The sequence below is a fragment of the Planomonospora sp. ID91781 genome (assembly GCF_015711595.1).
In the GTDB taxonomy this organism is placed as follows: domain Bacteria; phylum Actinomycetota; class Actinomycetes; order Streptosporangiales; family Streptosporangiaceae; genus Planomonospora; species Planomonospora parontospora.
Genome location: NZ_JABTEY010000001.1, coordinates 3,108,703 through 3,132,988, shown reverse-complemented (window position 1 = coordinate 3,132,988; position 24,286 = coordinate 3,108,703). Strand labels below are relative to the sequence as shown.

Annotated in this window: 23 protein-coding genes; 14 read left to right on the top strand and 9 right to left on the bottom strand. The window is 72.2% G+C overall.

The window, feature by feature from the left end; translation table 11 throughout:
* Positions 1–35 precede the first annotated feature (35 nt).
* The 8 genes from lpdA to HS048_RS14180 all read left to right on the top strand — a co-directional run bounded on the left by lpdA (position 36) and on the right by HS048_RS14180 (position 8,496).
* Positions 36–1,415: a dihydrolipoyl dehydrogenase gene (gene lpdA / locus HS048_RS14215; RefSeq protein WP_068894281.1), complete on the top strand. Its 1,380-nt coding sequence runs from the start codon at positions 36–38 to the stop codon at positions 1,413–1,415.
* A 35-nt stretch (positions 1,416–1,450) separates the two neighbouring features.
* Positions 1,451–2,938, top strand: a complete 1,488-nt coding sequence (gene sucB / locus HS048_RS14210) for a 2-oxoglutarate dehydrogenase, E2 component, dihydrolipoamide succinyltransferase (protein ID WP_196467195.1) — start codon at positions 1,451–1,453, stop codon at positions 2,936–2,938.
* A 200-nt stretch (positions 2,939–3,138) separates the two neighbouring features.
* Positions 3,139–4,032, top strand: a complete 894-nt coding sequence (locus tag HS048_RS14205; protein WP_068894283.1) for a TIGR01777 family oxidoreductase — start codon at positions 3,139–3,141, stop codon at positions 4,030–4,032.
* A 40-nt stretch (positions 4,033–4,072) separates the two neighbouring features.
* Positions 4,073–4,810, top strand: coding sequence for a peptidase E (locus HS048_RS14200; protein ID WP_068894284.1), 738 nt, complete (start codon positions 4,073–4,075; stop codon positions 4,808–4,810).
* Positions 4,811–4,838: 28 nt separating this feature from the next.
* Positions 4,839–5,516: a lipoyl(octanoyl) transferase LipB gene (lipB, locus tag HS048_RS14195; protein WP_068894285.1), complete on the top strand. Its 678-nt coding sequence runs from the start codon at positions 4,839–4,841 to the stop codon at positions 5,514–5,516.
* A 179-nt stretch (positions 5,517–5,695) separates the two neighbouring features.
* The gene (gene lipA, locus HS048_RS14190) at positions 5,696–6,625 is read left to right on the top strand and encodes a lipoyl synthase (RefSeq protein ID WP_068894286.1); all 930 of its coding nucleotides are present in this window, start codon (positions 5,696–5,698) and stop codon (positions 6,623–6,625) included.
* 300 nt (positions 6,626–6,925) lie between these two features.
* The gene (locus HS048_RS14185; RefSeq protein ID WP_068894287.1) at positions 6,926–7,603 is read left to right on the top strand and encodes a DUF4191 domain-containing protein; all 678 of its coding nucleotides are present in this window, start codon (positions 6,926–6,928) and stop codon (positions 7,601–7,603) included.
* A complete protein-coding gene (locus HS048_RS14180; RefSeq protein WP_196467194.1) occupies positions 7,603–8,496 on the top strand; it encodes a class I SAM-dependent methyltransferase in 894 nt (297 codons plus the stop codon). The genes HS048_RS14185 and HS048_RS14180 overlap by 1 nt, the downstream gene beginning before the upstream one ends.
* A 145-nt stretch (positions 8,497–8,641) precedes the next feature.
* Here the strand turns inward: HS048_RS14180 and HS048_RS14175 are convergent, their stop codons facing one another.
* Entirely contained in the window at positions 8,642–9,106 is a 465-nt protein-coding gene (locus HS048_RS14175) for an RDD family protein (RefSeq protein ID WP_068894289.1), read from the bottom strand.
* 136 nt (positions 9,107–9,242) lie between these two features.
* Here HS048_RS14175 and HS048_RS14170 point away from each other — a divergent pair, with 136 nt between their 5' ends.
* Together HS048_RS14170 and glnA are read left to right on the top strand one after the other, a co-directional pair.
* Positions 9,243–10,280 carry a hypothetical protein gene (locus HS048_RS14170; RefSeq protein ID WP_196467193.1) on the top strand — a complete coding sequence of 346 codons (1,038 nt, stop codon included), beginning with the start codon at positions 9,243–9,245 and terminating at the stop codon, positions 10,278–10,280.
* A 165-nt stretch (positions 10,281–10,445) separates the two neighbouring features.
* Entirely contained in the window at positions 10,446–11,870 is a 1,425-nt protein-coding gene (gene glnA / locus HS048_RS14165; RefSeq protein WP_189234784.1) for a type I glutamate--ammonia ligase, read from the top strand.
* A 154-nt stretch (positions 11,871–12,024) separates the two neighbouring features.
* Here glnA and HS048_RS38165 read toward each other — a convergent pair whose 3' ends face one another.
* The 3 genes from HS048_RS38165 to HS048_RS14155 form a co-directional block, all read right to left on the bottom strand.
* Positions 12,025–12,147: a hypothetical protein gene (locus tag HS048_RS38165; protein WP_255529576.1), complete on the bottom strand. Its 123-nt coding sequence runs from the start codon at positions 12,145–12,147 to the stop codon at positions 12,025–12,027.
* Between the two features lie 615 nt (positions 12,148–12,762).
* The gene (locus HS048_RS14160; RefSeq protein WP_068894292.1) at positions 12,763–13,230 is read right to left on the bottom strand and encodes an SRPBCC family protein; all 468 of its coding nucleotides are present in this window, start codon (positions 13,228–13,230) and stop codon (positions 12,763–12,765) included.
* Positions 13,231–13,422: 192 nt separating this feature from the next.
* Entirely contained in the window at positions 13,423–13,926 is a 504-nt protein-coding gene (locus HS048_RS14155) for an FBP domain-containing protein (RefSeq protein WP_196467192.1), read from the bottom strand.
* A 67-nt stretch (positions 13,927–13,993) separates the two neighbouring features.
* On the opposite strand from HS048_RS14155, the gene HS048_RS14150 reads away from it, so the two are divergent.
* The 3 genes from HS048_RS14150 to HS048_RS14140 all read left to right on the top strand — a co-directional run bounded on the left by HS048_RS14150 (position 13,994) and on the right by HS048_RS14140 (position 15,707).
* A complete protein-coding gene (locus HS048_RS14150) occupies positions 13,994–14,563 on the top strand; it encodes a TetR/AcrR family transcriptional regulator (RefSeq protein WP_068894294.1) in 570 nt (189 codons plus the stop codon).
* Between the two features lie 191 nt (positions 14,564–14,754).
* Positions 14,755–14,970 (top strand): hypothetical protein, encoded by a 216-nt coding sequence (locus HS048_RS14145; protein ID WP_068894295.1) that lies wholly within the window; start codon positions 14,755–14,757, stop codon positions 14,968–14,970.
* Between the two features lie 140 nt (positions 14,971–15,110).
* Entirely contained in the window at positions 15,111–15,707 is a 597-nt protein-coding gene (locus tag HS048_RS14140; protein ID WP_196467191.1) for a C40 family peptidase, read from the top strand.
* Positions 15,708–16,026: 319 nt separating this feature from the next.
* Here the strand turns inward: HS048_RS14140 and HS048_RS14135 are convergent, their stop codons facing one another.
* From HS048_RS14135 to HS048_RS14125, 3 genes are all read right to left on the bottom strand, one after another.
* Entirely contained in the window at positions 16,027–17,253 is a 1,227-nt protein-coding gene (locus HS048_RS14135) for a GAF domain-containing sensor histidine kinase (protein ID WP_196467190.1), read from the bottom strand.
* A gap of 352 nt (positions 17,254–17,605) precedes the next feature.
* Positions 17,606–18,079 carry a cation transporter gene (locus tag HS048_RS14130; RefSeq protein WP_196467189.1) on the bottom strand — a complete coding sequence of 158 codons (474 nt, stop codon included), beginning with the start codon at positions 18,077–18,079 and terminating at the stop codon, positions 17,606–17,608.
* A 142-nt stretch (positions 18,080–18,221) separates the two neighbouring features.
* Positions 18,222–18,782 (bottom strand): hypothetical protein, encoded by a 561-nt coding sequence (locus tag HS048_RS14125; protein WP_196467188.1) that lies wholly within the window; start codon positions 18,780–18,782, stop codon positions 18,222–18,224.
* 311 nt (positions 18,783–19,093) lie between these two features.
* Between HS048_RS14125 and HS048_RS14120 the strand changes: the two genes are divergently transcribed.
* Entirely contained in the window at positions 19,094–19,954 is an 861-nt protein-coding gene (locus HS048_RS14120; RefSeq protein WP_068894307.1) for an LLM class flavin-dependent oxidoreductase, read from the top strand.
* 41 nt (positions 19,955–19,995) lie between these two features.
* On the opposite strand, the gene HS048_RS14115 is transcribed toward HS048_RS14120, so the two are convergent.
* Both HS048_RS14115 and HS048_RS14110 read right to left on the bottom strand, forming a co-directional pair.
* Positions 19,996–21,069 (bottom strand): hypothetical protein, encoded by a 1,074-nt coding sequence (locus HS048_RS14115; protein WP_068894308.1) that lies wholly within the window; start codon positions 21,067–21,069, stop codon positions 19,996–19,998.
* Positions 21,070–21,290: 221 nt separating this feature from the next.
* The gene (locus HS048_RS14110; RefSeq protein WP_196467187.1) at positions 21,291–24,278 is read right to left on the bottom strand and encodes a bifunctional [glutamine synthetase] adenylyltransferase/[glutamine synthetase]-adenylyl-L-tyrosine phosphorylase; all 2,988 of its coding nucleotides are present in this window, start codon (positions 24,276–24,278) and stop codon (positions 21,291–21,293) included.
* Positions 24,279–24,286 lie beyond the last annotated feature (8 nt).

The following is a 24,286-nucleotide window of genomic DNA, read 5'->3' as shown; positions in this document are numbered from 1 at the left end:
CCCGGCGGCATAACGATCCGACAAGGAGCATTCCTGTGGCTGATGGCAGCGGCCCCTACGACATCGTCGTCCTGGGTGGCGGTAGCGGTGGGTATGCCTGCGCTCTGCGGGCGGCCGAGCTGGGCAAGACGGTCGTGCTGATCGAGAAGGACAAGATCGGCGGCACGTGCCTGCACCGGGGATGCATCCCCACCAAGGCCCTCCTCCACTCCGCGGAGGTGGCCGACGAGACGCGCGAGAGCGAGAGCTACGGCGTCAAGGCCCGTTTCGAGGGCATCGACGTCCCCGCGGTCCACGCGTTCAAGGACAAGATCGTCACCCGCGCCTGGAAGGGCGTGCAGGGCCTGCTCAAGAGCAAGGGCATCACGATCGTCGAGGGCGAGGGCCGCCTGGTCGGCCCCAACCGCATCGCCGTGGGCGACGACGTCTACGAGGGCCGCAACATCGTGCTGGCCACGGGCTCGGCGCCCAGGTCGCTGCCCGGCCTGGAGATCGACGGCGAGCGGATCATCACCAGCGAGCACGCGCTCAAGCTCGACCGCGTGCCGGCCTCGGTGGTCGTCCTCGGCGGCGGCGTCATCGGCGTGGAGTTCGCCAGCGTCTGGCGCTCCTTCGGCGCCGAGGTGACGATCGTCGAGGGCCTGCCGCACCTGCTCCCGCTGGAGGAGGAGTCCAGCTCCAAGCTGCTGGAGCGCGCCTTCCGCCGCCGCGGCATCAAGCAGGAGCTGGGTGTCTTCTTCGAGGGCGTCAAGACCACCGACACCGGCGTGGTCGTCAGCCTGGCCAACGGCAAGACCCTGGAGGCCGAGCTGCTGCTGGTGGCCGTCGGCCGCGGCGCCGTCACCGCCGGCATGGGCTTCGAGGAGAACGGCATCGCCATCGAGCGCGGCACCGTCGTCGTCGACGAGCACTGCCAGACCAGCGTGCCGGGCGTCTACGCGGTCGGCGACCTGATCCCGACCCTGCAGCTCGCCCACGCCGGCTTCGCCGAGGGCATCATGGTCGCCGAGCACATCGCCGGGCTCAACCCGCCCGCGATCGACTACGACGGCGTGCCCCGCATCACCTACTCCGACCCCGAGGTCGCCTCGATCGGCATCACCTCGGCCCAGGCCCGGGAGAAGGGCCACGAGATCGTGGAGATGACCTACGACCTCGCGGGCAACCCCAAGAGCCAGATCCTGGGCACCCAGGGCGCGGTGAAGGTCATCGCGCAGAAGGACGGCCCGGTGCTCGGCATCCACATGGTGGGCCGCCGCATCGGCGAGCTCGTCACGGAGGGCCAGCTGATCTACAACTGGGAGGCCCTGCCCTCCGAGGTCGCCCAGCTCATCCACGCCCACCCGACCCAGTCGGAGGCCGTCGGCGAGGCGATGCTCGCCCTGGCCGGCAAGCCGCTGCACGTCCACAACTAGTCGAAGCCCTCACTCGGAACGCGAGAGAAGACACCATGCCGAAGTCCGTACAGATGCCCCAGCTCGGCGAGAGCGTCACCGAGGGCACCGTCACCCGCTGGCTGAAGAAGGAGGGCGAGCGCGTCGAGGCCGACGAGCCGCTCCTCGAGGTGTCCACCGACAAGGTGGACACCGAGATCCCGTCGCCCGCGGCCGGAATCCTCACCAAGATCATTGTCGCTGAGGACGAGACCGTCGAGGTCGGCACCGAGCTCGCCCTCATCGACGAGAACGCCACCGAGGGCGCCGCCGCCCCCGCCGAGGCCCCGGCGGCCCCGGAGCCGGAGCCGGCCCCCGAGCCGGAGCCCGCCCCGCAGGCGCCGATCTCCTCGATCCCGCAGCCCGCCCCGCAGGCCCCCGCCCCCCAGGCGGCCCCGCCCGCTCCCCCGGCGCCCGCGCCGGCCCCGCAGGCCGCCGCTCCGGCTCCGGCTCCCCAGGCCCCGCCCGCGCCGCAGGCCCCCGCCCCGGCGCCGCAGGCCCCGGCCGCGGCTCCCCAGCCGTCCGCCGAGAGCCCCTACGTCACGCCGCTGGTCCGCAAGCTCGCCAGCGAGCACAACGTGGACCTCGACAGCCTGAACGGCACCGGCGTCGGCGGCCGCATCCGCAAGCAGGACGTGCTGGAGGCCGCGCGCGCCCAGCGCGAGCGGACCCCCGCCCAGGCGCCGGCCGCCGCGCCCGCCCCGCAGGCCGCGGCCCCGGCGCAGGCCGCCCCGCAGGCCGCCGCCCCGGCTCCCGAGCCGGTCTCGGTGGACACGACCCTGCGCGGCCGCACCGAGAAGATGTCGCGCCTGCGTCAGACCATCGCCAAGCGCATGGTCGAGTCGCTGCAGGTCTCGGCGCAGCTCACCACGGTGGTCGAGGTCGACGTCACCAGGATCGCGCGCCTGCGCGACCAGGCCAAGGGCGAGTTCCAGCGGCGTGAGGGCGTCAAGCTCTCCTTCATGCCGTTCTTCGCCCTGGCGACGATCGAGGCGCTCAAGCAGCACCCCAAGCTGAACGCCACGATCAACAGCGAGACCAACGAGGTGACCTACTTCGACGTCGAGCACCTCGGCTTCGCGACGGACACCGAGCGCGGTCTGCTCGTCCCGGTGATCAAGAACGCCGGCGACCTCAACATCGCCGGGCTGGCCCGTAAGATCGCCGACCTGGCCGAGCGCACCCGCACCAACAAGGTGAGCCCGGACGAGATCACCGGCGGCACGTTCACGCTGACCAACACCGGCAGCCGCGGCGCGCTGTTCGACACGCCGATCCTCAACCAGCCGCAGGTCGGCATGCTGGGCACCGGCTCGGTCGTCAAGCGCCCGGTCGTGGTGGACACCCCCGACGGCGAGGTCATCGCCGTCCGCTCCATGGTCTACCTCGCGCTCAGCTACGACCACCGCCTGGTCGACGGCGCCGACGCGGCCCGCTTCCTGACGACGGTCAAGCGCCGTCTCGAGGAGGGCCGCTTCGAGAACCAGCTGGGCCTCAACGCCTAGTCCCCGTTCTCCCCGGCCGGGCCGGTCCGCCTCGCGCGGACCGGCCCGGTCCTTTTCTGCCGGCGGATCCGGGTTCTCCCGGTGGATCCCGGCGGGGCCGTGTCCCCGCGTCCGTGCCCCGCCGCCCGGGGACGTGCTCCGCGACCTCTCCCGGGACCCGCCTCCGGGGGATCCCGGGAACGGCCGGTTAGATTGGCCGCATGACGACCATCGTGACGGGTTCCTCCGGACTGCTCGGCTCGGCGCTGATCAGATCCCTGCGGGCCGACGGCGTCCGGGTGGTCCGGCTGGTGCGGCGGGCGCCGCAGAGCGCCGACGAGTCGTTCTGGAACCCGGGCAAGGGCCTCATCGACCCGGCGGCCCTGGAGGGGGCCGAGGCGGTGGTCCACCTCGCCGGCGCGGGGATCGGCGACCGCCGCTGGACCGAGGAGCACAGGCGCGAGGTCCTGCGCAGCCGGGTGGAGGGCACCCGCACGCTGGTGACGGCGCTGACCCGGCTCTCGGCCCCGCCCGCGGTGCTGCTGTCGGGGTCCGCGGTCGGCTACTACGGGGACACCGGCGACCGCGAGGTGGACGAGTCCGCCCCCTCCGGTGAGGGCTTCCTCGCGGAGGTGGTCCGGGCCTGGGAGGCCGAGGCCGAGCCGGCCGCCGCCGCGGGGATCAGGACGGCGACGCTCCGGACCGGACTGGTGCTCAGCGGCGAGGGCGGCATGCTCCGCCGCGTCCTGCCGATCTTCAAGCTGGGCCTGGGCGCGCCGCTCGGCTCCGGGCGCCAGTACTGGTCGTGGATCTCCGTGGACGACTGGGTGCGCGCCGTACGGCACGTCATGGGCGAGCGGGCCGTCGAGGGGCCGGTGAACCTGACCGCGCCAGAGCCGGTGACCAACGCCGCGTTCACCGCGGCGCTGGCCCGGGCGGTGCGCCGGCCGGCGATGCCGCTGCCCGTGCCCGCCCCCGTGCTGCGCGCCGCGCTCGGCGGGTTCGCGCAGGAGGGCGTGCTGACCGGGCAGCGGGTGCTCCCCCGGCGGCTGCTCGACTCGGGCTACGCGTTCCGGCATATCCACCTCAACGAGGCACTCTCCGCCGTACTCTAGGGTCCCTGTTCCCACTGGAGTCACCGGGGAGATCGACATCATGAGCAGATCCGGCCAGTCGCACATCCTCGCCATCGGCGGCGGCTCGTTCCGCCCCTCCGCCCGCTACGGCTTCGTCGAGGCGAGCGGGCTCCTGCGCTACGGCCTCGACCTGACCGGCCAGGACCGGCCCAGGCTGGGCCTGCTGGCCACCGCGACGGGCGACGACGCGGAGTGGCTGCTGAAGATGTACGGGGCGTTCCGCGAGTGGGACGTCGAGCTCAGCCACCTGACGGTCTTCCCGATGCCCAACGTCGAGGACCCCCGCGAGTGGATCCTGAGCCAGGACATGATCTACGTCAGCGGCGGCAGCGTGGCCAACCTGGCGGCGCTGTGGCGGCTGCACGGCCTGGACGAGGCCTTCGAGGAGGCCTGGCACGCGGGCGTGGTGCTGTCCGGGCAGAGCGCGGGCGCGCTCTGCTGGCACGTCGGCGGCAACACCGACTCCTTCGGCCCCGCCCTGCGGCCGTGGTCCGACGGCCTGGCGCTGCTGCCCTACTCGTGCGGCGTGCACTACGACTCCGACCCGCAGCGGCGCGAGCTGCTGCACGCGTCGGTGGCCTCCGGCGAGCTGCCCGACGGCTACGCCGCCGACGAGGGCGTCGGGCTCCACTACGTCGGCACCGAGTTCATCCAGGCCGTCAGCGTACGGCAGGGCGCCTGCGCCTACCGGGTCGAGCACGACGGCGCGGACGGGGTCAAGGAGTTCCGCATCGAGCCCCGCCTCCTCACGTCCTGATGTCGGACCGGTCAACTACTCTTGAACCGTGAGTGAGCTGGCAGTCGTCCGTCTCGGCGTCGATGTCCCCTACGAGCAGGCCTGGGATCTCCAGCGGCGGATCCACGCCCGGCGGGTGGCGGGGGAGGCGCCCGACACCTGCCTGATGCTCGAGCACGCCCCGGTCTACACCGCCGGGCGGCGCACCGCCCCGCACGAGCGGCCCGGTGACGGCACGCCCGTCATCGACGTCGACCGCGGAGGCCGGATCACCTGGCACGGTCCGGGCCAGCTCGTCTGCTACCCGATCGTCCGGCTGCACGAGCGCCTGGACGTGGTGACCTACATCGGCCTGCTGGAGGAGTCGCTCATCAAGGTCTGCGCCGACTTCGGGGTGCAGGCCGGCCGGGTGGCCGGGCGCAGCGGCGTCTGGGTCCCCGGCGACCCCTCCCACGGCCTGCCGGACCGTCAGGTCGGCGCGGTCGGCATCCGGGTGGCCGGCGGCGTCACGATGCACGGCTACGCGCTCAACTGCTCCAACGACCCGAGCTGGTACAACCGCATCGTCCCCTGCGGGTTCGCCGACGCCGGCGTCTCCTCGCTGTCGGCCGAGACCGGACGTCGGATCGTGGTCGACGACGTCATGCCGTACGCCGAGAAGCGCCTGGCGGAGGCCCTCGGCGCGGAGAGCCGCGACCTGCCCGAGGAGGACCTCTTCCGGCGGTAGGGGTGGGCGCTCTCCTGCGCGGGGACCCGGTCTCTGCGGCGCCCCCGGCGTTCCCGCGGCGGCCCCCTGCCGCTCCCCCGGCGTTCCCTGCCGTTCCCGCGGCGGTCCTCGACCGCCCCGGCCGCCGCCCCGCCGCCCCGGGTCCGCTTCCCGGCGCGGGGGGACGTAAGGTGAGAGGCGTGACCGTAGCTCCAGAAGGCCGAAAGCTCCTCCGCCTGGAGGTTCGCAACGCCGAGACCCCCATCGAGAAGAAGCCCGAGTGGATCAAGACCCGGTTCCGGACCGGGCCCAACCACACCGAGCTGCGGGCGCTGGTCGCACGCGAGGGTCTGCACACCGTCTGCCAGGAAGCCGGATGTCCCAACATCTCGGAGTGCTGGGAGGACCGCGAGGCGACCTTCCTCATCGGCGGCGACCAGTGCACCCGGCGGTGCGACTTCTGCCAGATCGACACCGGCAAGCCCAAGGAGTACGACACCGACGAGCCGCGCCGCGTCGCCGAGTCGGTCCGCCAGATGGGCCTCAACTACGCGACCGTGACCGGCGTCGCCCGCGACGACCTGCCCGACGGCGGCGCCTGGCTGTACGCCGAGACCGCCCGGCAGATCCACGCACTGCTGCCCGGCTGCGGCGTCGAGCTGCTGGTCCCCGACTTCAACGGCGACCAGGGTCAGCTGGAGGAGGTCTTCTCCGCCCGGCCCGAGGTGTTCGCGCACAACATCGAGACCGTGCCGCGGATCTTCAAGCGCATCCGCCCCGGCTTCCGCTACGAGCGCTCCCTGGAAGTGATCACCAAGGCCCGCCGGGCCGGGCTGGTGACCAAGTCCAACCTGATCCTGGGCATGGGCGAGGAGCCGGAGGAGGTGCTGGAGGCCATGCGCGACCTGCACGAGGCCGGGTGCGACCTGCTCACCGTCACCCAGTACCTCCGGCCCACCCCGCGCCACCACCCGGTGGAGCGCTGGGTCAAGCCCGAGGAGTTCGTGCAGTTCCAGAAGGATGCCGAGGCCATCGGCTTCGCCGGGGTCATGTCCGGACCGCTGGTCCGCTCCTCCTACCGGGCCGGACGCCTCTACAAGCAGGCCGTCGAGGCCCGTCAGAACGCCTGACGGCTCCGCTTCCCGGGCTCCGGTCTTCTTCCGTCTCCGAAAGGCTCCGCGCCCGGCGCGGGGCCTTTCCGCTCTCCCCGCCCCGCTCCGGCCGGCGCGGGGCCCGCCGCCCGCAGTACCGCTCCGGTCCATCGCGGATTCTCCACCGCCCGTCCGCCTCTCCGTCTGCCCGCCTGCCCGTCCGTCTGCCCGCCTGCCCGCCTGCCCGCCTGCCGCGGCCCATTCCGGACACCCTCCGCGGAGCGGCGGGGGAAGGTCACATTTTCATTTCTTGACCCCGGGATTTGTATCCTTCTGAGCATGGCCAAGAAGCCCGAAGTCCCAGAGACCCCGGGGCGCGTCAAGCAGCTCCGCATGATCGCCAAGATCATCAAGCAGGCCGACCCGAAGGGCATGCCGATCGTCTACGCGTCGGCGCTCGGCACGCTCGTCCTGTGCGTGGTGATCGGCCTGGTCACGGGCTGGTGGCCGCTCTACGTCATCGGCGTGATGCTGGCCCTCACCGTCGGCCTGGTCGTGTTCGGCCAGCTCGCCCAGAAGGCGCAGTACTCCATGCTCCACGGCCAGCCCGGCGCCGCCGCGGCGATCCTGCAGGGCATGCGCGGCAACTGGGAGGTCACCCCGGCCGTCGCGGTCAACCGCGACCAGGACATCGTGCACCGCGTCGTCGGCTACCCGGGCATCATCCTGGTCTCCGAGGGGCCGGGCAGCCGCGTGCAGAAGATGCTCGTCGCCGAGAAGAAGCGGGTCCAGCGGGTCGCGCTCGACGTGCCGGTCTACGACGTCCAGTCCGGTGACGGCGAGGGCCAGATCCCGATCGGCAAGCTCCAGCGGCACCTGATGAAGCTGCCCCGCAACCTCAAGAAGCCCGCGGTCTACGAGATCAACAACCGGCTCAAGGCGCTGCCTCAGACGCTGCCGATGCCCAAGGGCCCGCTGCCGCGCGGCGCGAAGATGCCCCGCCCGAAGATGCGCTGATGTCCCCGGAAGGGGTCGAGCGCCGTCCGGTGGACGCCGTCGCCACCTCGCGGGCCAACCGCGGCTGGTGGGACGGCGCCGCGGACGACTACCAGGCGGAGCACGGCCCCTTCCTGCGGGACGCCGGTTTCGTCTGGTGCCCCGAGGGCCTCGACGAGGCCGACGCCCGCCTGCTGGGCGACGTGGCGGGCAGGGACGTCCTGGAGATCGGCTGCGGCGCGGGCCAGTGCGGGAGGTGGCTGGCCGGGCAGGGCGCCCGGGTGGCCGCCTTCGACCTGTCGTTCCGCCAGCTCCAGCACTCCCGCCGGATCGACCTCGACCACGCGGCCGAGGACGGTCCCGGCGGCGGTCACGGTCGCGGTCCCGGCAGTGGTCACGGTGGTGGCCACAGCGGCGGTCGCAGTGGCGGTCCCGGCGGCCGGGCCCTGCCGGTGGTGCAGGCCGACGCCGGGGCGCTGCCCTTCGCCGACGAGTCGTTCGACCTGGCCTGCTCGGCGTACGGGGCGCTGCCGTTCGTGGCGGACGCGACGGCCGTGCTCGCCGAGACCCGGCGGGTGCTGCGGCCCGGAGGCCGTTTCGTCTTCTCGGTCAGCCACCCGGTCCGCTGGGCCTTCCCCGACGATCCCGGGCCCCGCGGGCTGACCGCCGACCGCTCCTACTTCGACCGCTCGCCGTACGTGGAGGTCGGCCCCGACGGGGAGCCGAGCTACGTGGAGCACCACCGGACGATGGCCGACTGGGTCGGCTGCGTCACGGCGGCGGGGCTGGTCCTGGCGGCGCTGACGGAGCCGGAGTGGCCGCCGGGCCACGACCGGGTCTGGGGCGGGTGGAGTCCGCTGCGCGGCCGCCACCTGCCCGGCACCGCGATCTTCACCTGCGTCCGGCCGCGCTGAGAGGCCGACCCGGTTTCCGCCCGGTCCGGCGCTGCTTCCGCCGGTGCTGCTCCCTTCGGCGTCGATCTCGCCGATGGGCCGCGCGGGCCGGTCGCGCACAGACCGGTCGCCTGCGGGCGGCCGTCACGTCCGCCGGCCGTACGGGTCACATCCGCACGACCACCGTGTTCGCCGCGCGGTCGTGCAGGCCCCGCTGGTCGCGGTCCCAGATCAGCGCGGGTACGGCCAGGCAGAGCAGCAGCGTGCGGACCGCGACGGCCACCGGACCGGGACGGCCGCCGTCGAGCGCGGCCACGCGGATGCCGAGCAGGCGCATGCCGAAGGTCATCCCCATGGTGCCCACCAGGAGCAGGGTCGTGCCCGCGAAGATCGCGAGCGGGACCCATCCCCGTTCGACGGGGTCGACGCCGAGGAAGCCCTGGGCGATGGCCCAGGTGCAGATCAGCCAGTCGATCACGATGGCGCCGAGCCGGCGGCCGAATCCGGCGACCGCGCCGCTGCCCTCCTCGGGCAGCCCGAGCCGCTCTCCGGGGTAGCCCAGGTCGATTCCGGCGGATCTGACCCCGCCGAGCCACGTCTGGGTCCACCGGGGCTGCTGCCTGCTGCTCATGCCCTCAACGGTATCCGCCGCCGGGTCCGCCCCCGAACCCGGCGGGGCCGATTTCCCAGACGGGACAAAAGCGTCCATTATGGTCGCCAGCCTTCTCACTCATCACTTGCCGCCGGAGCACCCCCCAGTGTCAGACATGGACGACATCGACCGGCGCTTCCAGGAGCTCACGGCCCAGATCGACGACGAGGAGCGCCGGAAGCGGAGCCGGGCCGTCGAGCGGGAATGGGCGCACCTGCCCCGGTTCAGGCGCCGCCGGCGGCGGCGGATCATCGCGGCGTCCGCGGCCGCGGTCACCGCGGTCCTGGTGGCCGCGGCGGGGGTGCTCGTCACCTACCGGCCGGAGCTCCTGGACTCCGCGCGCACCGTCCTGGCCGAGCGGCTCCCCGTCTTCGAAGAGGACGCCACCCCGGTCCCGGAGGAGACGACGGCTCCGGAGGGGGAGGCGATGGCGCCCTCCCCCTTCGACGGCTCTCCGGCCGCCGATTACGCCGACGGGGCCGAGGGCCTGGTGATGCCGCCCGCCAGGGCCCTCGGCGGGCTCGGCGAAAAGGACGTCGCCAAGGCCCTGCGCCGGGTCCGCGCCCTGCTCAAGGCCTCCAATCTCGACCACCGCACCCTGATCGAGGGCGATCCCAAGCCGTTCGCCAGGCTGCTCCACCCCGAGGAGCGCAAGCGGTTCCTCAAGAGCATCGCCCGCGGGAAGCCGAAGAAGGGCGAGTTCAACGGCAGGTACTGGCTGACGAGTTTCGCGCCGAAGAGCACCGAGCTCGCCACCGATGTGATCAAGGTCCATGGGAGGACGAAGCTCTCGTCCTTCAAGGAGAACGGGTTCTCCGGCGCGCGGATCAAGGTGAACTACCTGTTCGTCTACGCCGTCCGCCGCCCCGGCCGGCCGTACACCACCATGCGGGTCATCGCCCACAACGCGGGCGAGGTCGACGTCTACCGGCAGGACGGCGAGCTGGTGGTCTGGGTCCGCAACTGGAACTCCGACGGCGTCACGGGCGCCCGGTGCGACGCCGACGACGGCTTCGTACACCCGTTCTACGAGGGATCACCCGAGGATGAGGAGGTCACCAGGGCCACCGGCGCCCCGATCGACCCGTACGACCTGGACGACCTGGACGACGGCAGCGACGGCGACACGTGCCGACTGGCGCACAGGACATGAGGTGAAGACCGGGCAAAAGAGGCGTTGCTCCCACTCGATGACACCCACCCTCCAGGCTACCGTGGAGGGGGCTCCGCTTAACACGGGTGAAACAAACGAGACACGGGGCGGTAACGGCACAGGCCTACTTTCGGTCCGATAGCCCGTGCCCCTTGGGAGGTTCGCGTGTTCAACTCCGCCGACGACGTCCTGAAGTTCATCAAGGACGAAGGAGTGCAGTTCGTCGATGTCAGGTTCACCGACCTGCCCGGGACGACGCACCACTTCACCTTCCCCACGGAGAACTTCGGCTCCAGCGTCTTCACCGACGGCCTGATGTTCGACGGATCGTCGATCCGCGGCTTCCAGGCGATCCACGAGTCGGACATGCTGCTGCTGCCCGACCCGTCGACGGCGGTGCTGGACCCGTTCCGGCAGCACAAGACCCTGAACCTCAACTTCTTCGTGCACGACCCGCTGACGGGCGAGGCCTACAGCCGCGACCCGCGCAACGTGGCCCGCAAGGCCGAGGAGTACCTCCGCGGCACCGGCATCGCCGACACGGTCTACTTCGGTCCCGAGGCGGAGTTCTACATCTTCGACGACGTGCGCTTCGAGACCAGCGCGCACGCCAGCTACTACCACATCGACTCCATCGAGGGCGCCTGGAACACCGGCAAGGCCCAGGAGGGCGGCAACCTCGGCTACAAGCCGCGCTACAAGGGCGGATACTTCCCGGTGCCGCCGATGGACCACTTCACCGACCTGCGCTCGGAGATGGTCCGCCGCCTCATCGACGCGGGCATCGACGTGGAGATGCAGCACCACGAGGTGGGCACCGCCGGCCAGGCCGAGATCGACTTCCGGTTCAACACGCTGCTCAAGGCCGCCGACACCCTGATGCTGTACAAGTACATCGTCAAGAGCACGGCCCTGGAGCACGGCCACACCGTCACCTTCATGCCCAAGCCGATCTTCGGTGACAACGGCTCGGGCATGCACTGCCACCAGTCGCTCTGGAAGGACGGCGAGCCGCTCTTCTACGACGAGGTCGGCTACGCGGGCCTGTCCGACACCGCCCGCTACTACATCGGCGGCCTGCTCAAGCACGCCCCCTCGCTGCTGGCCTTCACCAACCCGACGGTGAACTCCTACCACCGCCTGGTCCCCGGCTACGAGGCCCCGGTCAACCTGGTCTACTCCCAGCGCAACCGCTCGGCGTGCATCCGCATCCCGATCACGGGCTCCAACCCGAAGGCCAAGCGCATCGAGTTCCGCGTGCCGGACCCCTCCTGCAACCCCTACTTCGCCTTCGCCGCCCAGTTGATGGCCGGCATCGACGGCATCCGCAACAAGATCGAGCCGGTCGAGCCGGTCGACAAGGACCTCTACGAGCTCCCGCCGGAGGAGGCCCGCAACATCCCGCAGGTGCCCGGTTCGCTGCCGGAGGTGCTGGCCGCACTGGAGGCCGACCACGAGTACCTCCTGGAGGGCGGCGTCTTCACCCAGGACCTGATCGAGACCTGGATCTCCTACAAGCGCGAGAACGAGGTCGACCCGATCCGCCTGCGCCCGCACCCGCACGAGTTCGAGCTCTACTACGACGTCTGACCGGTCACCGCGCGGTGAGCTGCACGTTCATCGCGCGGTCTCCGTCTGGTGTGGTGCCGCAGGTCGTGGAAACGGAAGCCCGTGGGAAGGTCCCGCACCTTGCCACGGGCCCGCTGCACAGGATGAAAAGCGCCTCATGCGCCGGAGTTCGTGGCTACTGACGAGCATGCGGCAGCCATATCGGCAGGGCATCCAGCAGGGCGTCCCATCCCTCTGTCAGCAACCACCACATGCCCAGGGCGAGCACGACGCCCATCAGCGGCGTTATTATGATCAACTTCACCAAGGCTCGTCCAGAGGACCGGGTTGAGTCCCGGGAGGTCAGCACGGCGCCAGTCAATCAGGCGGGCAGGTGGCGTGCCAGACCCTACCGAGCAGGTGGCGGCACCGACAGGACGAAAAGCGTTCCTGAGCCGCAGCTCAGAACGGGCGAACCGGCAGAGGCGGGCGTCAAGCCGCCGCTGGACAGGTCGTCAGGCGACCCTGCCCAGTCCGAGCAACCCGGCATCACCCGCTTCCGAACCGTCCGGCCGGAAGTCCAAGAAGGCTCAGTAGCTGTCACTCCAGTGGTACCAGGAACCCTGGATGTACCCGCAGGACGTCAGCGATACCAGTGCGACGCAGGCGACCATTTTCTTCATATCTGGATCGTCCCGGTCTCGAGAGGTACTCGCAGCGCCTTCCTGGAGATCGCACGGCGCGACGGACATCGTTGGACCACGTCGCCTACTGCGGCTTCAAGCTGGACGCTCCCTGCGGCGACGCGCAAACGCCGGACGGCCGGCGCGGACGAGTCACCGGGCCGCCGAATCGGCGTGCTGGCCGCCTTCGAAGGTCTCGATGCCGCTTGACGGCTTAGCACTGCGGGATGTCTTCGGGAGTACCGGTTGAGTCAGCTGGCCGTTTCGACGTACGACGCCAGGTTGGCCAGCGAGGAGGCGATCCCGGCTTCGTGGTCCGCTTGGTCGATGCCGGGTGGCACGTCCGTGGCGGTGACGGTCACCTCGGTCCCGTCACCGGCGGCGGCGAGGTGCCAGGTCATGGTCATGGTGCCTGCGTACGACGGATCGTCGGCCTCGAACACCGCCCGCTGCACCACACGCTCCGGTGGCACCAGGTCGGCGAACCCGACGTCGACGACATCCGTCGACTCTGAGGTCTTGCCGGGGCTGTCGGTGGAGTCGAGGTAGGTGAGGACCATCCGGAACCCGCCGCCAGGCCGGGGATCCCACCGCTCGACCCGCCCGCGCATGCCGTCCGGCGGCAGCCAGGCCTCGAGCGACTCCCGGTCGAGGAGGGCGCCGTAGACAGTCGCCGGTGGTGCCGCGATTACCCGGCCGGCACGGTCGGTCCTGCTCATGGCCCGATCCTAGGACCAGAGTTCTGCTGAGCCCATCAGATCTGGCGATTCCCCTGCCGGGTTCACCCGGCAGGGGAATCGCTTCCCTTTTCCAGGGTCGGCAGGTCTCGCCGAAGGCCCGCTCGATGAAGTCGGAATGGCGCACGCGCTTGTGGTGCTCGATACGGCGTGCCCGCCCGCTCACCCGTACGGTCATCCGGTCACCTTGTCCAGGAAGGAGTGCAGGTTGGCCCGGGTGCGGACGGCCTTCTCCTCCGGGGTGAGGGACTCCTCCACGACGATCACCCCGTCCCCCGCGGCCTGCTTCCTCCCCCGCGTGTAGAGCGAACAGGCGAGGTCGGTGCAGAGGTACTGCCCGACCGAGTTGCCCTGGCGGCCGGGCTCGCCGGTCCGGCGCGCGGTCATCAGCGCCACGCCGCCGCCGGGGTGCGTGGTCAGGCACAGCGAGCACATGCTGCGCGAGGTGAAGCCGCGCGAGCCTCCGGATGTCGCCCGGAGGGAGATCCCGACGAGGCGGCCGTCGCGTTCGGCGACCAGGTAGGCGCGTTCGGGCGCGCCCGGATCTCGCCAGCCGAGGAAGTCGAGGTCCTCCCAGGGCTGGTCGGCGAGATCCTTGGGAAGGCCGAGGCGCTTGGCCTCGCCCTTGGAGCAGTTGACGAACGAGGTGCGGATGTCGTGTTCGGTGACCGGTCTCATGAGCGGGAAGGCTAGTCTTTCTTAAAGCAGGTAGGCAAATACTTAAAACCTTTAAGGAGGACGGGGCATGGCACGAGCAGGGCTGACCGCGGAACGTCTGACCCGGGCGGCGGCGGATCTGGCCGACGAGATCGGTTTCCAGAACGTGACCGTCTCGGTGCTCGCGCGTGGATTCGGCGTCAAGCCCGCGGCGCTGTACTCGCACGTCAAAGACGCACAGGAGCTGAGGGTCAGGGTGGCGCTGCTCGCTCTGGCGGAGCTCGCCGACAGGGCCGCCGCCGCCCTGGCGGGCCGCGCGGGCAAGGACGCGCTGGTGGCCTTCGCGAACGCCTACCGGGACTACGCCAAAGAGCATCCGGGCAGGTACGCCGCGATGCAGATCGAACTCGACTCGGAGGCGCTGGACATCGGCCCGGCGATCCGGCACGCGGAGATGACGAGGGCGATACTGCGCGGATACCGCCTGCCGGAGCCCGACCAGACGGATGCGGTGCGGATGCTGCACAGCACGTTCCACGGCTACGTCAGCCTGGAGATGGCGGGCGGGTTCCGCCGCACTCCCCGGGAGGTGGACGCCTCCTGGTCCAGGACCCTGGACGCCCTCGACGCCGTCCTCGGGAACTGGCCGCCGGCCTGACGGTCGCCGCACCACGGGGACCGCCCTCCCCGTCTTACCGGCCACCGTGGCCGGTACGTTCCGCACCGCCGCTGCAGCGGCTCCGGCCGTACCGGACCCGAAACTCCCGGGACGCAAGTGGCGTCCCAGCGCTTTGCAAGCGGTCATCGGTATTCATTGAGGGCACAGAACCGCACATTCAGGAGAAAACCGTGTTCCGCACCGTCGCCACCACCGCCGGCGTCATCGTCATCGCCCTGTCCTCGCTCGTCGCCTGCAGCGTGGGCGACGAGGCGTGCGCCGCCTCGGCCGGCACCACGGCGACCACCCGGTTCGTCCAGGCCTCCACCGGCTCCACGGCGGACCAGAAGCCGAAGCCGAAGAAGACGAAGAAGAAGGTCGACATCGACATCGACGACTGCGACTGAGCACGCCGGTCACCGGCCTCCCCGGCTTCGCCCGGTGCCGACACCGGCACCGGCACCGGTCTCTTCGGTGCCCACGCGGAAAGGCGGGCCGTCCGACAGAATGAATCTTGACTTATCGCGATAGGACAGGATTCACCAGGATGACCGAGACCTCCGGGAGGGCTCCCGCGCGCCGCCCGCGACCGGCGGCCGCGGTCGTGCTCGCGCTGCTCCTGCCGTTCGCGAGCGCCTCGGTCCCGGTACGGCCCTCCGTCATGCCGGACCGGCTGGTCGCCGTCGCCCGTGCGATCCAGGCGGGACACGCCCGGCCCGGCTGGGAGGGCGGTGCGATCCCCTACTCCTGGGGCGGCGGCCACGGCGAGCGACCCGGCCCCTCCCTGGGGACGTGCCGGGGCTACCGGGGATCGATCAGGCCGTGCCCGGCCGCCGGGACCCTCGGCCTCGACTGCTCCGGCCTGGCGCGGTGGGTCTACCACCTGGCCTACGGCCGCGACGTCCTGGGCCCGGGGAACACCGACGACCACCTCCGGCGGCTCACCAGGGTTCCGGCCGCGCACGCCCGCCCCGGTGACCTGGTCTTCTACGGCGAGGTGAGCAGGCGCAGAGTGCGGACCCACCACGTCGGGATCTATGTCGGCCAGGGCATGATGATCAATGCGTTGAGAACCGGCACCGAGGTCCGCACCGATCCCGTCACCCGAATCGAGGATTTCGCCGGATATTTCCGATACCTGTGATCACCGGCCGGTCCAGAGGCCGGAGGCCGTGACCACCTGCAGGCGGGCGGCCAGCGAGCGGCCGTAGCGATCCGGCGACGGTGAGGTCCCCGGAGGAGGCGGCCTGGCGCGCGCTGGGCCGCGCCCGCGGTAGGGGACCTGCCACCCATCCGATCCCGGGCCGATGCACCGAAAGGACATGCCGTACCACCTGGCTGACCCGCCCGCAGGTGGTCACCGCCCGCGGCGCGATCGTGTTCGATGCCGTCCCGTCCCGGGTGCCCCGCCGTACGGCGGGGCACCCGGGGCTGGACCGGCAACCCCGTGGCGGGGCCGGCCGTCAGGTCGCCGGCACCGCGTTGCGGGGTGCGACGGCCAGGGTCAGGCGGACCCGGGTGCCGGCGCCGGGGCGGCTGTCGATGCGGACGTCGCCGCCGTGCATGCGGGCGATCTTCTTCACCAGGGCCAGCCCGACGCCGGTGCCGCCGATCGCGTGGTCCTCGGTGCCGTCGCCGCGGTAGAAGTCGTCGAAGACGTGTTCCAGGTCGTGCTCCTCGATGCCGATGCCGGTGTCAACGACCTCCACGGCCGGAGCGGGACCGGCGGTGACGGTGACGGTGACGGCGCCGCCGGGCGGGGTGAACTTGACGGCGTTGTCCACGAGGTGGGCCAGCGCGTGCCGTACCCGTCCGGGGTCGGCCCAGGCCATCACCGCGGGCGGGGCGTGCACGGCCATGGCCAGCTGCCCGGTGCGGCCCTGGGCGGTGACGGCGTGCACGGCGTCGCGGGCCAGGGCGGCCAGGTTGACACGGGCGGGGGTGAAGGCGGCGCTGCCGGCGTTCAGGCTGGCCATCAGCAGCAGCTCGTCCAGCAGTTGCTCGAGCCGGAGGCTGTTGCGGTCGATCATCTCCAGGAACCGCTCCTGGGTGGCGGGGTCCAGGTCGCCGTCGCGCACGAGCTGCACCGAGGAGCGGATCGAGGCCAGCGGGGTGCGCAGCTCGTGGTTGACGGTGCGCAGGAACTGGTTCTTGACCGCGTCGATGCGGCGCAGCCGTGCCAGAACCTGGTCGGTCCGGGCGGCGTGGTGGTGCAGTTGCAGCAGGCCGACGGCGTCGTTGGCCAGCGTGGCCAGGGCTTGGCGCTGGTCGTCGCTCAGGCGGCGGGGCCGGTGGTCCATCACGCACACCGTGCCGAGCGCGTGGTCATGGCTGAGGACGGGAACGCCGGCGTAGAAGCGCACGTACGGCTCACCGCTCACCAGCGGATCGTCGCGGAAGCGGGGGTCGGCCAGCGCGTCGGGCACCTCCAGCAGGGAACGCTCGCAGATGGCATGCGGGCAGAAAGCGATGCGCCGGTCCATGCCCGGTGCAGCGGTGCCGTAGCAGCCCTTGAAGTGCTGGCCGGTGGCGCTGATCAGGTTGACCAGGGCGATCGGGGCGCGGCAGGCGAAGGCCGCCAGGGCGGCGATGGCGGTGAAGGACGGCTCGGGAAGCACGTCCAGAGCGTGCAGCGCCTGCAGCTCGGCCAGGCGCCCGGCCTCGTCACTCGGCCACGGTACGGAACTCATCGCCTCTCACCAGCTCCCCGGGTCGCCGGATGGATGGCCGGGATCCGAAGCTGACGCGCTGCAGAGCCGGGTCGGTAGTCACCCCACGTTCTCCCTGCTCATACCCGCTGTACGCCGCCTCACCGCAACCGGCGGCCGGTGCTTCGGAGGCGGCCCGCCCGCACACCCCGGAGCTGACTCCCTCTGCCGCGCGACCCGGAGGGGAAGATCGCTGCGCTTGCTGCTCCGTCCTCGCGTACGCGCGTGAAGAACGTCCCGGGCCGACTGGTCGGGCGGATCGTAGATTGTCGATCTCAATGCCGGGGTGAGCGCGCCGCCCGGGGCCGGGCTCGACCGGCCCCGGGCTCGGGGGTCAGGAGCAGCAGTCGCAGCCCGGCGCGCAGCTGTCGCACGAGCCCGTCTCGGGCTGTGCGCTGGTCGCGGTGGGCAGGGCACAGCAGGCGTCGCCGCGCCAGGCCTGCCGTCCTTCCTTCGCGGCGACGGCCGCGATGACGAGGGCGGCGACCGGGTCGGCCCGTGACCAGCCGAACAGGCTGTTGACCGCCAGGCCGACGAGCAGCAGCGCGGACAGGTAGGTGCACAGCAGCGTCTGCTTGGAGTCGGCGACAGCGCTGGCCGAGCCGAGCTCGCGGCCGGCGCGCCGTTGCGCGTACGACAGGCCCGGCATGATCGCCGACGACAGCGCCGCCAGGACCAGCCCGACGGTGGAGTGCTCGGCCTCCCCGCCGCCGAACAGGACGAGCAGAGAAGCACCGGTCGCATAGAGGGCCAGGGCGAAGAACGACACCGCGATGATCCGCAGCGCCCTCCTCTCCCGCTGCTGCACGACCTGCGGGTCGCGGGCGGAGAACTGCCAGCCGGCCTGACCGGGCTCGCCGCCGAACCGACACCGGGCTCAGTCCGCTACCGCTGATTCCGGCACCGGTCTCCCTGGAAGCCAACGGCATGCGGATGAGCCGACAGCGGCGCTACTTCCCGGTAGTCGGCTGTGCGGGAGGCTTGGGCCAGCCCCTGCCGACGACGGTGAACCCGCCCCTCTCAACAGTGGCGAACGTCGCGGGAGCCATGCAGGGCTGGACCTTGCCGGTCGGCACCGACCAGCTCCAGCCGATCCGATCGCGGCTGCCGCCGAACCCGTCCGTCCCGCCGTCATAGACGCTGACCGCGATCCTCTCACCGACCGGAAACGAGGTGGAGGTGCTGACGACAGCGGTCACCGTCGCGACCGGGCCGCCCGCCACGAGGCAGTCCACGTCCGCCTCGAATCCTCCGCCGTTGCCGTCAGCGCGGTAGTGGCCGACCTTGATGGTGCCCTTCGCCTCGGTGAAGACGCCGCGCGCGACGATGGCGAAGGTGATGTCATCGGTGGCCGCCGGCTCGAAGCGGATCTTCGCCGTGCCGGACACGCGCCACCGGGCGTCCTGCCCCGGGAGGGGCGATGCGGCCGAGGCCGATGTGCCGATCGTCATGGTCGCGGCCAACGACAGGGCGATGGCGGCGACCACCGGCCGGATCACTGTGGATCTCATGTCAACAGCTCCTCAGGTTGTACGGGCGAGACGTGCTCGGCGGCCCCGGAAGGCGTGCCGTGCCGTCACGTCAACCTTGCCGCCGGGTCTCATCCGCTCCCATAGGCCGTTCGGCGGAGCGGGCGCCCGCTCGCCGAGCCGATCACCCCGGACGCCGTATGGACAACGGGGCGGGGTCCATGTCGGCCAGGGCATGATGATCAGTGCATTGAGAACCGGCACCGAGGTCCGCACCGATCCCGTCACTTGGATCGAGGATTTCGCCGGATATTTCCGATACCTGTGACCATCGGCCGATCCAGAGGAGAGACATGCGCCTGGGCGTGATGTTCGAACGCGACCTACCCCCCGAGTCCCTCATCCCCTTCGCCCGCAGCCTGGACGACACCCAGGTCGAGGACCTGTGGGTGGTGGAGGACCTGGGCTGGACCGGGTCGATCTCGTCGGCGGCGACCGCGCTCGCCGTCACCGAGCGGCTCCGCGTCGGCATCGGGATCGCCCCCGCCCCGCTGCGCAATCCGGCCCTGCTGGCCATGGAGCTCGGTAACCTGGCGCGTGTGCACCCCCACCGGCTGGCCGCCGGGATCGGTCACGGCGTACAGGACTGGATGCGCCGGGTGGGGGCCCTCGCGCCGTCGCCCCTGGCCCTGCTGGAGGAGACCGTCGTGGCCGTGCGGGCGCTCCTGCGCGGGGAGACGGTCACCCTCGAGGGCCGGGCCGTACGGCTCGACGGGGTGAGCCTGGTGCACCCGCCCGCCGTGCCGCCGCCGGTGCTCGCCGGGGTGGTGCGCCCCCGGTCGCTGGAGCTGTCCGGACGGGTGGCGCAGGGCACGATCCTGCCCGAGGGGTTCGGTCCCGAGCGGGTCGGGGAGGCCCGCGAGATGATCGTCGCGGGCGGCGGGAAGGACGGCCACGAGCTGGTGGTCTTCGTCCACCTGTACGTCGGCGACGACCCGGAGCGGGTCCGCGAGGCCGTACGGCCCGCCGCGGTGGGGCAGGCGGGCTTTCTGGGCGTCGCGCCGGAGGACGTGCCGATGGCGGCGGGTTCCGCCGGGGAGGCGGCCGACGTCGTGCGGTCGCTGTGGGAGGCCGGTGCCGACACCGTGGTGCTCCGCCCGGTCGGTCCCGAGCCGCTGGAGCACGTCGACCGGGTCCTCGCGGCGCTGCGTTAGCCCCGGGCCGTCCGGACGGTGCGGCCGCGCCGTCCGGACGGCTACGAGCGGTGCCGGAAGCCGGTGAGGCGGCGCAGCACGTCCCACCAGAAGGGGGCGCCGAACAGCAGGGCGATCATGGTCAGGACGTAGCCGGGCCAGTGGCCGGGGGTGATGAGGCGGTCCCACCAGACGGCGCCGTTCCAGTTGAAGGACGGGTCGCCGCCGTCCGGCGGGAGGGAGACGCTCACGATGGAGTGGTCGAAGATCTTGACGAGGGCCGGCGAGCTGAAGGACTCGGTCACGCAGCCGAGGGCGTCGGTCGAGACCGTGGGATCGCATCGCTCCCGCAGGCCGGCGAGCGCCTCCTGGCCGCCCTCCGCCACGGCCGCCACCGCGGCCCGGTAGGCGTTGTCGCGCAGCAGGGTCTTGCCGTACTCCAGCGCGTCCATGCCCAGCAGCAGGGTCAGCGCCGCGCCGAGCGCGAACAGCACCCACTTGACGTAGCGGCGGTACAGCGTGGACAGGCGCTGCATCTCGCCGTCGAACCAGTTCTCGACGCCCTTGCGGAACTTGTCCAGATCGCGCTGGGCGCCCTCCCAGACGCCCTTGAGGTGCCCCGCCAGCGGGCTGCCGACGGCCTCCAGCTTGGTCAGCAGGCCGTCCACCCCGCCCTCCTCGGCGGAGACCAGCTCCATGACCGCGCCGGAGAAGCGCTCGGGCGGGATGTCGGCGATGGTGGTCCGCGCCCCCTTGGGGTGGTCGATCTCCTGCAGCCGCCGGTAGAGCCGCGCGGTCATGTCCACGTCGGGGACGGGCTCCTCGGCCGCCAGCACGGCGGTGGGGTCGACGGGCATCGGCGCGACCACGGGAGGGGCGGGGTCGGGGCTGTGCTCGGGCCGCGGATCGTTCTTGGAGAAGGGCAGCTTTGCGAAGACGTCGGCGATCTTGGACGGGATCCACGACGTCCCGTCAGCGGACCCTCCGTCCATGGTGTCGCGGAGGTAGGCCCAGAGGAACTTGCTCCGGATGCCGAGCAGCCGGACGAAGGCCTCGTTGACCCCGCTCACCAGGAGCGAGAGCAGCAGGAAGGCCAGCACCAGCCCGATGGCCAGATCGACGTAGACCGATATCACAAAAGATCACCCGCACCGTTACTACACGCACGGCACGGCCGGTGCAAGGCGACTCTTCGGTTTCGGTAAAAGCCGGCCCTCGCAGCGGCCGGCTCTCGCGAGGACCGGTCTCCGTGGAAGCCGGTCCTCGCGGACGCCGGCCCTCACGCCTCGCGCCCTCGCGGCCTCACGCCCTCGCGGCGAACGGTCCCCGGCGACGCCGGATCCCGGCCCCGGCACGGTCAGTTCTCGTAGAAGACGCGCTCCACGACCTGGCGGGCCCGCCGGGTGACGCGGCGGTAGTCGTCCAGGAAGTCCTCGCTGGCCTCCGGCGGGTAGCCGAGCGCCCGGGACAGGAGCGTGCGCTCGCGCACGTCCGCGGGGATGGAGTCGGCGGCGCGGCCCCGGACCAGCATGATCGCGTCTCGGATGCGGGAGGCGAGCCGCCAGGCCTCGGCGAGCACGGCCTCGTCCTCGGCGGACAGCAGCCCTTCGGCGACCGCCGCACGCAGCGCCTCCAGGGTGCGGGTGGTCCGCAGTGACGGCAGCTCCCCGGCGTGGCGGAGCTGGACGAGCTGGGCCACCCACTCCACATCCGACAGCCCGCCCCGGCCGAGCTTGGTGTGCAGGGCCGGGTCGGCCCCGCGCGGCAGCCGCTCGGCCTCCATCCGCGCCTTCAGCCTGCGGATCTCCCGTACGGCCTCGTCGGGGACGCCCCCGGCCGGGTAGCGCAGCGGGTCGGCCAGCGCCAGGAACTCCCCGCCCAGGTCCGCGTCCCCGGCGCAGAAGCGGGCGCGCAGCAGCGCCTGGGACTCCCAGGGGGCCGACCAGCGCCCGTAGTAGGCGGCGTAGGAGGCGAGCGTGCGGACCAGCGGCCCGGCCTTGCCCTCGGGACGCAGCCCGGCGTCGACGAGCAGCGGCGGGTCGGGGGCGGGCAGGGCCAGCAGGCGGCGCAGCTCGTTGGCCACCGCGTGGGCGGCGCCGGCGGCCTCCTTCTCGGCCGTGCCGGGCAGCGGCGCGTGCACGAACATCACGTCGGCGTCGCTGCCGTAGGAGCACTCCAGCCCGCCGAGGCGGCCCATGGCGATCACCGCGAACCTGGTGCCCAGCGGGGTCCGCCGCTCCATCTCGATCTTGCCGATCGCGGCGTCCAGGGCGGCCTGGACCGTCACGTCGTTGAGCGCGGACAGCGCCTGGCCGACCTGCTCGACGTCGAGGTGCCCGGTCAGATCCGCCACCGCGGTGCGCAGCAGTTCCCGGCGGCGCAGGGCCCGCGCCGCGACGACCCCGGTCTCGGCGTCCCCGGGGTAGCGGCCGACCGTGGCCCGGGCCTCCGCCAGCAGCGCCCGCGCGGGCCGGGGGTCCAGCTGGCTGTCGGAACCGAGCATCGCGACGGCCTCGGGGGCGTGCAGCAGCAGCCCGGTGACGTACCGGCCGGTGCCCAGGAGCCGTGCCAGCCGTTCGGCCACCGCGGTCTCGTCGCGCAGCAGTCGGAGGTACCACGGGGTGGTGCCCAGCCGGTCGGAGATCTGGCGGAAGCCGAGCAGGCCCGCGTCGGGGTCGGGGGCATCGGCGAACCAGCCGAGCATGACCGGCAGCAGCGTGCGCTGGATCGCCGCCCTCCGGGAGACCCCGCTGGTCAACGCACTGATGTGGCGCAGCGCCCCGGCGGGGTCGGCGTAGCCGAGCGCCTCCAGCCGGGCCTGCGCGGCGGCGGCGGACAGGCGCACCTCGGACTCGGGCAGCCGGGCCACGGCCGCCAGCAGCGGCCGGTAGAACAGTTTCTCGTGCAGGCGGCGGGCCTGGTTCGCGTGCCGCTTCCACCGGGTGGTGAACTCCCCCACCGGGTCGGCGCTCATGCCCAGCGCCCGCCCGAGCCGCCGCAGGTCGGCCTCGGACTCGGGCACCACGTGCGTACGGCGGAGCCGGTGGAGCTGGAGCAGGTGCTCGATCTGGCGCAGGAACGTGTAGGCCTCGGCGAGCGCCCTGGCGTCCTCCCGCCCGACGTAGCCGCCCCGGGACAGGGCCGCCAGCGCGGAGAGCGTGGCGCGGCGGCGCAGCAGCGGGTCGGCGCGGCCGTGCACGAGCTGGAGGAGCTGGACGGCGAACTCGATGTCGCGCAGGCCTCCGGGGCCGAGCTTGATCTGCCGCCCGGCCTCCTCGGCCCGGACGTGGGCCTCCACGCGGCGGCGCATCGCCTGCACGTCCTCGACGAACCCCTCCCTGCCCACGGCCTGCCAGACCAGTTCGTCGACGGTGTCGGCGTAGCGGCCGCCGAGCTCCGGGTCGCCCGCGACCGGGCGGGCCTTCAGCAGCGCCTGGAACTCCCACGTCTTGGCCCAGCGCCGGTAGTAGGCCCGGTGGCTGGCGAGGGTCCGCACCAGCGGCCCGGCCTTGCCCTCGGGGCGCAGCGCGGCGTCCACCTCCCACAGGGAGCCTTCGGGGGTGGCGGTCGAGCAGGCGCGCATCATCCCCTGGGCCAGGCGGGTGGCGAGCCGGACGGCCTGCGTCTCGTCCATCCCCTCGCCGGGCTCGGCGACGAAGATCACGTCGACGTCGCTGATGTAGTTGAGCTCCCGGGCGCCGCACTTGCCCATGCCGATGACGGCCAGCCGTACCCCGTCGCACTCGGGGTGCTGGGAGCGCGCGACGGCGAGCCCCGCCTCCAGCGCGGCGCCGGCCAGGGCGGACAGCTCCGCGGTGACCTCGGCGAGCGTCATCTCCCCGGCCAGGTCGCGCGCGGCCAGGTGGAGCAGGCGGCCCCGGTAGGCGACGCGCAGCACGGACAGGACCTCCGTACCGGAGCCCGCGGCGCGCGGTTCGGCCTCGTCGGGGCCGGCCCCGACGGACAGGAGCAGCCCGGCGCGGAGCTCGCCGCCGGACGGCCGGTCCGCGGCCCGCTCGCCCTCGAGCAGCCGCCGGTGCTCCGGGTGCCGGACGACGTGCTCTCCCAGGGCGGCGCTGACGCCGAGGACGCGCAGCAGCCTCGCCCGCAGGCCGGGGTCCGCGCGGAGCGCCCCGAGGACGCCCGGGTCCCGCTCGGCCAGCCGGGTGAGCGAGGTGAGCGCCAGGTCGGGATCGGCGGTGGCGACCAGGGAGTCCAGCAGGCCGAGGTCTCCGGCCGTCTCGGGGCCCAGCTCGCCGAGGAGGCGCTCGGCCCTGGCCCCGTCGACGAATCCGAGCCGGGCCAGTCGTCCGGCGGTCGTCTGGATCCGGGGCACGGCGCTCACCGCCCCTC